Source organism: Streptomyces sp. C, from assembly GCF_000158895.1.
In the GTDB taxonomy this organism is placed as follows: domain Bacteria; phylum Actinomycetota; class Actinomycetes; order Streptomycetales; family Streptomycetaceae; genus Streptomyces; species Streptomyces racemochromogenes.
The window spans coordinates 3355861-3364954 of record NZ_GG657750.1 but is presented as its reverse complement, the minus strand read 5'-3'; the positions used below and the strand labels follow the sequence as shown (position 1 = coordinate 3364954).

The 9094-nt window shown below is 73.6% G+C and carries 9 protein-coding genes and 1 tRNA gene; 6 read left to right on the top strand and 4 right to left on the bottom strand.

The annotated features are described in order from the left end of the window. Positions 1 to 64 precede the first annotated feature (64 nt). Complete coding sequence (locus SSNG_RS14925) at positions 65 to 1009, top strand: hypothetical protein (RefSeq protein ID WP_007264668.1); 945 nt, start codon at positions 65 to 67, stop codon at positions 1007 to 1009. Between the two features lie 88 nt (positions 1010 to 1097). After that, entirely contained in the window at positions 1098 to 1301 is a 204-nt protein-coding gene (locus tag SSNG_RS14920) for a hypothetical protein (RefSeq protein WP_241695055.1), read from the top strand. A 62-nt stretch (positions 1302 to 1363) separates the two neighbouring features. Here the strand turns inward: SSNG_RS14920 and SSNG_RS14915 are convergent. Further along, positions 1364 to 1436, bottom strand: a tRNA-Arg gene (locus tag SSNG_RS14915). Positions 1437 to 1570: 134 nt separating this feature from the next. Between SSNG_RS14915 and SSNG_RS14910 the strand changes: the two genes are divergently transcribed. Next, positions 1571 to 2815, top strand: a complete 1245-nt coding sequence (locus tag SSNG_RS14910) for a cytochrome P450 (protein WP_007264666.1) — start codon at positions 1571 to 1573, stop codon at positions 2813 to 2815. On the opposite strand, the gene SSNG_RS14905 is transcribed toward SSNG_RS14910, so the two are convergent. From SSNG_RS14905 to SSNG_RS14895, 3 genes are read right to left on the bottom strand one after another with little or no spacing between them, the layout of a single operon-like run. Next, positions 2769 to 3740 carry an endonuclease/exonuclease/phosphatase family protein gene (locus SSNG_RS14905; protein WP_042803553.1) on the bottom strand — a complete coding sequence of 324 codons (972 nt, stop codon included), beginning with the start codon at positions 3738 to 3740 and terminating at the stop codon, positions 2769 to 2771. The genes SSNG_RS14910 and SSNG_RS14905 overlap by 47 nt on opposite strands. A gap of 53 nt (positions 3741 to 3793) precedes the next feature. Continuing rightward, positions 3794 to 4276, bottom strand: coding sequence for a RidA family protein (locus SSNG_RS14900; protein WP_007264664.1), 483 nt, complete (start codon positions 4274 to 4276; stop codon positions 3794 to 3796). A gap of 54 nt (positions 4277 to 4330) precedes the next feature. Then, complete coding sequence (locus SSNG_RS14895) at positions 4331 to 5608, bottom strand: M6 family metalloprotease domain-containing protein (RefSeq protein ID WP_007264663.1); 1278 nt, start codon at positions 5606 to 5608, stop codon at positions 4331 to 4333. Positions 5609 to 5891: 283 nt separating this feature from the next. On the opposite strand from SSNG_RS14895, the gene SSNG_RS14890 reads away from it, so the two are divergent. The 3 genes from SSNG_RS14890 to SSNG_RS14880 form a co-directional block, all read left to right on the top strand. Then, positions 5892 to 6653 carry a TetR/AcrR family transcriptional regulator gene (locus SSNG_RS14890; RefSeq protein WP_007264662.1) on the top strand — a complete coding sequence of 254 codons (762 nt, stop codon included), beginning with the start codon at positions 5892 to 5894 and terminating at the stop codon, positions 6651 to 6653. 78 nt (positions 6654 to 6731) lie between these two features. After that, positions 6732 to 8273, top strand: coding sequence for an MFS transporter (locus SSNG_RS14885; protein WP_007264661.1), 1542 nt, complete (start codon positions 6732 to 6734; stop codon positions 8271 to 8273). A gap of 144 nt (positions 8274 to 8417) precedes the next feature. Next, positions 8418 to 9094 (top strand): class III extradiol ring-cleavage dioxygenase (locus SSNG_RS14880; RefSeq protein ID WP_042803549.1); only part of this gene is annotated, 677 nt, incomplete at its 3' end.

Sequence of the window (9094 nt, the reverse complement as noted above, 5' to 3'; positions counted from 1 at the left end):
CAGCCGATGAAGATCGGTTCGGCCTCCCTGCCGCCAACACTTCGGACTGGCCGTCGCCCTCCTCGTGCCCAGAACGTGGCGGACGGTCCGCATCGCCGCCGCCGTGTACACCCTCGGGGTGTTCCTGACCTGGGCGATCGACTCCCAGGTCGGATCGAACGTCACCCGGCTGGTCATGCTGTTCGGCGGGGCGGTGCTGCTCGCCGCCGTCCCGTACACGGGCCCGCGCACCCGCCGCCGCTACGCGCTGGTGCTGGCCTTCGCGGGCCTGACCGCCTGGATCACCACCAACAGCGTCACCGACGTCGTCCGCACCACCCCGGTGGCCGCCTGGAACCGCGAGCTGGCCCCGCTGGTCGACCAGCTCCAGAGGGCGGGCGCCGACCGGGGCCGGGTCGAGGTGGTCCCCGCCAGCAGCCACCGGGAGTCCTCGGCGTTCCCCTCGTACGTGAACCTCGCGCGCGGCTGGAACCGGCAGGCCGACCTGGAGCGCAACCCGCTCTTCTACGACGACACCCTGACCGCCGAGAGCTACCGGGACTGGCTGGACCGCTGGGCCGTGCACTACGTGGTGCTGCCCGCCGACAAACCCGACTCGGGCGGGGAGGCCGAGGCGGCGCTCGTGCGCGGGGGCCTGCCGTACCTGAGCCAGGTGTGGGGCGACGAGAACTGGCGGCTGCTGCGCGTGGACGCCCCCGCGAGCCTGGTCTCGGGCCCCGCGAAGGTGGTCCGGGCGGGCGCGGACCAGCTGGTGCTGGAGGTCTCGGCGCCCGGCCGCGTACTGGTGCGGATCCCGCACTCCCCGTGGCTGGGGCTGGTGGACGGCGCGGGGAAGCCCGTACCGCCGCCCCGGGACGCGAACACGTCCGGGTGCCTGTCCAAGGCGGCCCCGGACGCCGCCGGGGACGTCTGGACGGAGCTGCTGGCCCCGGCGCCGGGGGAGTACCGCGTCTCGGCGAAGTACCAGCTCCCGCGCGGCACGCCGTGCCCGGAACAGCCCGCCCGCTGATCCATGTGCATCGGCCCGTATCTGTGCATACGATCCCATTAATCCGATGTGAATCGATTGGGTGCTTCCCGAGGGAGTTGACGACGGGATGAGCAAAGAGCACAAGCAGGACGTCCACGAGGCCATCGCGAAGGCGACGGAACGCCTCCAGCCGCCCCGGGCCCAGGGCCACGGCTTCGAGGGCCCGGTCCGCAGCAAGGTGAAGGGCGGCGCCCACACCAAGGCGGCCCTCAAGCGCGCCGGCACCCCCCAGGGCGACCGCATCGGCGAACGCAGCAGAGGCCTCAGCTGACCCCCCGCCGCCCCGAACGCCGAAGACCCCCAGCCACACCGGACTGGGGGTCTTCGCTCACGTGCCCCCGGCAGGATTCGAACCTGCGACACCCGCTTTAGGAGAGCGGTGCTCTATCCCCTGAGCTACGAAGGCGGGACTGCCTGGACCTGGAACGGTCTTCGGCTGACCGCTGAACAGCCTAGCGGATCGTGGTGTGCGGATGCCGCCTCTTAACCTGGTTCCATGATCCGGCGTGCGCGGGGCCGTCGGCGAGGGGTGGGGGTTCCATGGCCGGGGGCGTTGACGTGGGGGTTCTGCCGCAGCCGTTCGGAGAGGGCTTCCGGGACGATCCGTACGCCGTCTACGCGCGGTTGCGCGAGCAGGGGTCCGTGCACCGGGTCGCGCTGCCCGACGGGTCGGCGGTGTGGCTGGTCACGCACGAGGCCGATGTGCGCCGGTGGCTCGCCGACCCGCGGCTGTCGGTGGACAAGCGGCACGCCGGGGACGGCTTCAAGGGGTTCGCGCTGCCGCCGGCGCTCGACGCCAACCTGCTCAACATGGACGGCGACGACCACCTGCGGCTGCGCCGGCTGGTCGCGCAGGGGTTCACGCCCCGGCACGTCGAGGGGATGCGTACGTCGATCCGGGCCGCGGTGGACCTGTTCGCCGGCCGGCTCGCCGCCCGGGCCGAGGAGGACGGGACGGCCGACGTGGTCGCCGAGTTCGCCAGGCCGCTGCCGCTGAAGGTCATCGGGGACGTCTTCGCCGTCCCGGAGGCGGACCGGGAGCGGTTCTCCGGGTGGGTGCTGACGATGCTCGACCCGGCCGGCCGCGAGGAACTCGCCCGTGCCGTCGGGGAGATCCACCGGTTCTTCACCGCACTGGTCGCCGAGCGGCGCGCCGCGCCGGGGGAGGACGTCCTGTCCGGGCTGATCGTCGCCCGCGACGTGGACGACCGGCTCAGCGAGGAGGAGCTCGTTTCGCTGGCCTTCCTGATCCTCATGGTCGGCAGCGAGAACGTCCAGCACCTCATCGGCAACGGGCTGTTCACCCTGCTCGCCCATCCCGAGCAGCTCGAACTGCTGAGGCAGCGGCCCGAACTCCTTCCCGACGCCGTCGAGGAACTGCTGCGCCACTCCCTCGCCAACCACACCGCCATCCGCCGCTTCCCGACCGAGCCCGTCGAGATCGGCGGCGTGCGCGTCCCCGCCGGTGACACCGTGCTCCTCTCGCTCGGCTCCGCCCACCGCGACCCCGCCCGGTACCCGGAGCCGGACCGGTTCGACGTCACCCGCGCCGACAAGGCCCACCTCGCGCTCGGGCACGGGCTCCACTACTGCCTCGGCGCGGCCCTGGCCCGCACGCAGCTCACCCTCGGCCTCGACGCCCTGGTGCACGGCCTGCCGGGGCTGCGACTCGCCGTGCCGGCGGCCGAGTTGGCGTGGACCACCACCTTCAGGTTCCACGCCCTGCGCGCGCTGCCGGTCAGTACCGCAGCGACGCCGCCACCGGCAGGTGGTCGCTCGCGGTAGCGGGCAGGGTCCACGCCGAGACCGGGGCCAGCCCGCCCCGCAGCAGGATCTGGTCGATCCGCGCGACCGGGAACCGGGCCGGCCAGCTCAGCCCGAAGCCGGCGCCCGCCTCCTCCTGCGCGGCGGTGAAGTCCCGGGTCACCGGCGCGAGCACGCTGTCGGCCGTGGTTGCGTTGAAGTCCCCGACCAGCAGGGTCCGGCCGTCCGGCCCCTCCCGCAGCCGGGCGGCGAGGTTGCGGGCGGCCTCGTCGCGGTTCCCCGTGGCGAAGCCGCCGCTGCCCAGCCGGACCGAGGGCAGGTGGGCCACGTACACGGTGACGGGCCCCTTCGGGGTGTCGGCGGTGGCGCGCAGCAGGAGCCGCCACGGCACGATCGGGGTGCCGTCCGCGTCCCGCAGCGGGAAGGTGCTCCACAGCCCGACCGTGCCCCGCACCACGTGGTGGGGGTGGCTCGCCGCCAGCTCCCGCTCGTACGCGCCCAGCGCGGGTGGCGTCAGCTCCTGCAGGGCGATCAGCTGCGCCCCGGAGGCGGCGACGGCGCGGGCGGTGCCCGCCGGGTCGGGGTTGGCGTCGTCGACGTTGTGCGTGACGACGGTCAGGTCGGCCGGCCCGCCCCGCGAGCCGTCGCCCAGGGCGGCCCCGTACGCCCACCCCCAGGCCAGGGTCGGCAGCAGTACGGCGGCCAGGGCGCCCCGGGAGCGGCGCAGCAGGGCGGCGGCGAGCAGGACGGGCACCGCGAGGGCGGTCCAGGGCAGGAAGGTCTGTACGAGGCTGCGGGGGTTGCCGCTCCCCGGCCCGCCGGGCAGCCAGGGGTGCGCCACCAGGACCAGGGCGGTCAGGACGGCGAGGGCCGCGACCACGCCCCCGCGGGGAGGGCGGAGCCGGGCCGCAGCTCCCCGGCGGCGGGGTGTCTCGTACGGGGTCATGCCCCAGGTGACGCGCCCGGCGCGGCGGAGGTTCTGCCTCCGCGCGGGCGGCCTCACACCCCCATCGGCGTGTGCAGCTCCACGGTGATCTCGACCTCGACCGGGGCGTCCAGCGGCAGCACCGCCACCCCGACCGCGCTCCGGGCGTGGATGCCCGCGTCGCCGAAGGCCGTGCCGAGCAGCTCGCTCGCGCCGTTGACCACGCCCGGCTGGCCGGTGAAGTCGGGAGCGCTCGCCACGAAGCCGACGACCTTCACCACCCGCTTCACGGCCGACAGGTCACCGGCGACGGAGGCCACGGCGGCGAGGGCGTTCAGCGCGCACTGCCGCGCGAGCTCCTTGCCCTGCTCCGGGGTGACGCCGGCGCCCACCTTGCCGGTGACGGGCAGGGCACCGCCGGTCATGGGCAGCTGGCCGGAGGTGTGGACGTAGTGCCCGCTGACCACCGCCGGGACGTACACGGCGACGGGCGCGGGGGCGGGCGGGAGTTCCAGCCCGGCCGCCGCCAGGCGTTCCTCGGGGGTGGTGGGGGTCACGGTCACGGAGGGCCTCCTCGGGGCGGGCCGGGCGGGGCGAGCAGGGGCAAGGGGTCAGGGCCGGGTCACGCGGATCTGGTAGCGGCCGTTGCGGAGCTCGCCCACCACGGCGATGGTGATGCCCGCCTTCTCGTCGGTGAAGGTCTCGCCCGGCCGGAACGGCGCGTCCGAGAGTTCGGCGTGCACGTTGGGCCGCCGGGTGCAGCCGCCGCTGCCGGTCGCGCTGTCGGAGACGGTGACCGGGCCGCGCCCGGTGTCCACGTCCGAGTCGACCTTGTAGATCAGCACGCCGGGCTTGCAGACGGCCTCGTCGTTCCCGGCGCGGGTGCGGACCTCCACCGCGTAGCCGGCGCTGTCGGAGAGCGGGACGAAGGCCAGCTTCGTGCCGCCCTCGACGGCCAGCGGGGACAGGACGTGGTCGCTGGTGCCGGAGGTGGAGGCGCAGCTGACCTGGCTGCTGTCGAGCCAGCCCAGCTTCCACTTGTGCCAGCCGAGGAGGTCGTTGTTGGCGCCCCAGTCCTCGCTCATGATGTCCCAGTGCCCGACGGTGCCGCCGCCGTCGGCCGTGTACAGGTCGGGCAGCCCGAAGACGTGCCCGTTCTCGTGGGGGAGCACCCGGTAGCCGGTCTCCCGGTAGGAGCCGGAGCCGTCGTCCTGGCGGCTGTAGACGAAGGACGTGTTCGCGAGCGGGACCCCGTCGGCCATGGGCGCCTCGCCGTTGCCGGAGAAGGTGACCGACAGGACGGTGTCCAGTGCGGACGGGCCGGCGTTCGGGGTGACCAGGATGTTGACCAGGTCGTACCGGCTGAAGTCCACCTCGGCGTCGGCGGCCTTCGCGATGTGCTCGACGAGCTGCCGGTAGCCGGGCTCGTACGGGGACCCGCGTTCGATCCCGTACGCCGCGAACGGCATCGGCATCCGCAGCCAGTCCCGCACCGGTGACTCGGCGCGGTAGTCGAGGCGGCCGTAGGAGCTGGTGCGGAACCAGTCGGAGGTCTGGGGGAAGAACTCCGCCAGGCGGTCCGCGGCCGTGCCCTCGCCCTTGGCGTCGGGGAAGTCGATCATCAGGTTCAGTGCGCGGACCTCGCCGGTGGAGCGGGAGTACCCGGGCGGGGTGGGCAGGCCCTCCGACATCTGGACGCCCATGGTCCCGGTGATCCGGCAGGGTGCCAGTACGGATTCGGCGCTGGTGGCGACGGGGCCGGCGGCCGACTGGCCGCGGTCGGATATCCCGCCGCTGGCGGTGGCGGTGACGCCCAGGGCCAGCGCGGTGAGGCCGATGAACGCGCTGGTGCGACAGGGTCTGCGTATCCGGCGGCGGGTCTGCGGCATGGAGATCGCCTTCGGTCCGCGGCAGCCGGCCGGGTCCGGACTGCTCTCTGTGGGCTCACCCTCCGACGATTGCGACACGCCCGCGCGTCGAAAGCCGCCAAAAGTGATCCGACCGGGGCGAAAGCCCCTCCTGGGGGTGTGGTGCAGGTCACACTCGCGAGTGAAATAAGCGGGGATCGGATCCCCGTTTGTACGAGAGTCCCACGAAGCGGGGACCGACTCCCCGGTTGGCGGAGCCGCAGAGACGGATCCGCCGGATCCCGCGCCCCAGGAAGGCCCCGGAATGAAGAGCCCCGCCCGCACCCCGGCGGCCGCCCCCCGAGCGGCCGTGGACCTGACCGGGGCCGAAACCGGAGCCGCAGCCGCAGCCAAGGCCGGTACCGCGGCCGCGGCCGGGGCCTGCCCCGCGGCGCCCGGCCGGGTCCCGAAGCCCCGCGCCGACGCCGTCCGCAACCGGGAGCGGATCCTGGTGGCCGCGCGCGAGATGTTCGTCGAGTTCGGATCGGAAGCCCCCCTCGACGAGATCGCCCGCAGGGCCGGCATCGGCAACGCCACCCTGTACCGGCACTTCCCCGACCGGGCCGCCCTCGTCCACCACGTGGTGCTCTACGTGATGGACCGGGTCACCGCCCTGGCCGAGGACGCGCTCGCCGAGGAGCCCGACGCCTTCGCGGCGCTCTGCCGCTTCACGCACGGCGCCGCCGACGAGCGGATCGGCGCCCTGTGCCCGATGCTCGCGGCGGGCTTCGATCACGAACACCCCGAACTCCTCGCCGCCCGCGCCGCGTTGGAGGCGGCCGTGGAGCGGTTGGTCGACGCCGGCCAGAGCGGCGGCCTGCTCCGTCCCGACATCGGCGTCGGCGACCTGATGGTCGCGCTGTCCCAGCTCAGCCGCCCCCTCCCGGGCACCGACTGCCTGGGCGTGGAACGGTTCGTCCACCGCCACCTCCAGCTCTTCCTGGACGGCCTGCGGGCTCCGGCCCGCTCCGAACTTCCCGGCACGGCGGCCACGTTGGACGACCTGAGGCGCATGCCCCGGACCTGAGACCTTCCAGAGCTCAAGACTTCGTTTTCAGACATTCAGTAATTTTTCAGTCATCCGCACAGTGAAGTGGGTACCCCCATGCCGAAAACAGCCGCGAGCACCGCGCCGGCTGCCGTCGACCCCAGCCGGTGGAAGGCCCTGGTCTTCATCGCCCTGGCGCAGCTGATGGTCGTCCTCGACGCGACCATCGTGAACATCGCCCTCCCCTCCGCCCAGACCGACCTCGGCATCTCCGACGGCAACCGCCAGTGGGTCATCACCGCGTACGCGCTGGCCTTCGGCGGACTCCTCCTCTTCGGCGGCCGCATCGCCGACAAGTGGGGCCGCAAGAACGCCTTCGTCGTCGGCCTCATCGGCTTCGCCCTGGCCTCCGCCCTCGGCGGCGCCGCGACCGGCGAGGCCATGATGCTGGGCGCCCGCGCCCTGCAGGGCGCCTTCGGCGCGCTGCTCGCCCCGGCCGCGCTGTCCCTGCTCGCGGTCACCTTCACCGACGCCAAGGAGCGCGCCAAGGCCTTCGGCATCTACGGCGCGATCGCGGGCGGCGGCGGCGCCGTCGGCCTGATCCTCGGCGGCTTCCTCACCGAGTACCTCAACTGGCGCTGGACCTTCTTCGTCAACATCCCCTTCGCGGTCGTCGCGGCCGTCGGCGCCTGGATGGTCATCCGCGAGCCGGCCGGCTCCCGCAACAGCGCCCGCCTCGACGTCCCGGGCGTGATCCTCTCGACCCTGGGCCTGGTCGCCCTCGTCTACGGCTTCACCCGCGCCGAGTCCGCCGGCTGGTCGGACACGGTCACCGTGGCGATGTTCGTCTCCTCGGCGCTGCTCCTCGCCGCCTTCGTGTTCGTCGAGTCCCGGGTGAAGTCCCCGCTGCTGCCGCTGCGCGTCCTGCTGGAGCGCAACCGCGGCGGTGTCTACCTCTCGCTGGGCCTGGCCGTCATCTCGATGTTCGGCCTGTTCCTCTTCCTCACCTACTACCTCCAGGTCGTGAAGGGCTTCTCGCCCGTCAAGACCGGCTTCGCCTTCCTGCCGATGATCGCGGGCATGATCACGGGCTCCACCCAGATCGGCGCCCGCCTGATGACCCGGGTCGCCCCGCGCCTGCTGATGGGCCCCGGCTTCCTGCTCGCCGGCGCCGGCATGCTGATGCTGACGCAGCTGGAGGTCGGCTCCTCCTACCCGGCGCTGATCCTGCCGGCGCAGCTGCTGCTGGGCCTCGGCATGGGCACGGCCTTCATGCCGGCCATGTCCCTGTCCACGTACGGGGTCGACCCGGCCGACGCCGGCGTGGCCTCGGCCATGGTCAACACCTCGCAGCAGGTGGGCGGCGCGATCGGCACCGCCCTGCTGAACACCATCGCCGCGTCCGCGACCACCGCCTACCTGACCGACCACGCGGCCGAGGCCGCGGCGGGCGGCCCGGCCGGGAAGCTGGTGCAGGCGCAGGCCATGGTCGAGGGCTACGCGTCCGCGATCTGGTGGGCCGTCGGCATCCTCGTCGCCAGCGCGGCCATCGCGTTCACGCTGATCAACACCGGCCGTCCGGGCCACGGCGGCCCGGTCGCCTCCGGCTCGGGGGACGGCGCGGACGCCGAGATCAAGGTCCCGGTGATCGCCCACTGACGGGGCGCCGCGTGCGGGAATGACTGACCACCCCGCCTCGTTCAAATTTGAACGAGGCGGGGTTAGTCTTTTCGAGGGACCCCGCACCGCACCGCCCCGCATCCACGACCGAGGAGCGCCCCCGTGACCACCGAGACTCCCCGCATGCCGGCGCTGTACCTCAGCCACGGGGCCCCGCCGCTCGCCGACGACCCGCTCTGGCCGGCCGAGCTCGCCGCCTGGTCCGCGGCCCTGCCCCGGCCGCGCGCGATCCTGATGGTCTCCGCCCACTGGGAGGAGGCCCCGCTGGCGCTCGGCGCCGTCGAGCCCGTCCCGCTCGTCTACGACTTCTGGGGCTTCCCCGAGCACTACTACCGGGTGCGGTACGGGGCCCCGGGCGCCCCGGAGCTCGCCGCCTCGGTCCGCGCCCTGCTCAGGGCGCCCGGCACCCCGGTCCAGGACATCCCGGACCGCGGCCTGGACCACGGCGCGTACGTCCCGCTCGTCGAGATGTACCCGGAGGCCGACATACCGGTCCTCCAGATCTCCCTGCCCACCCTGGATCCGGCCCGGCTGATGGACATCGGCCGCAAGCTCGCCCCGCTGCGCGACGAGGGCGTCCTGATCGTCGGGAGCGGCTTCTTCACCCACAACCTGGCCGCGCTGCGGCACACCGGGCCCGGAGTTCCCGGCTGGTCGGCGGAGTTCGACCACTGGGGCCGCGAGGCGCTGGCCGCGCAGGACGTCGACGCCCTGCTCGACTTCGAGGCCAAGTCCCCGGCGGGCCGCCTGGCCCACCCCCGCACGGAGCACTTCGCCCCGCTCTTCGTCACCCTCGGGGC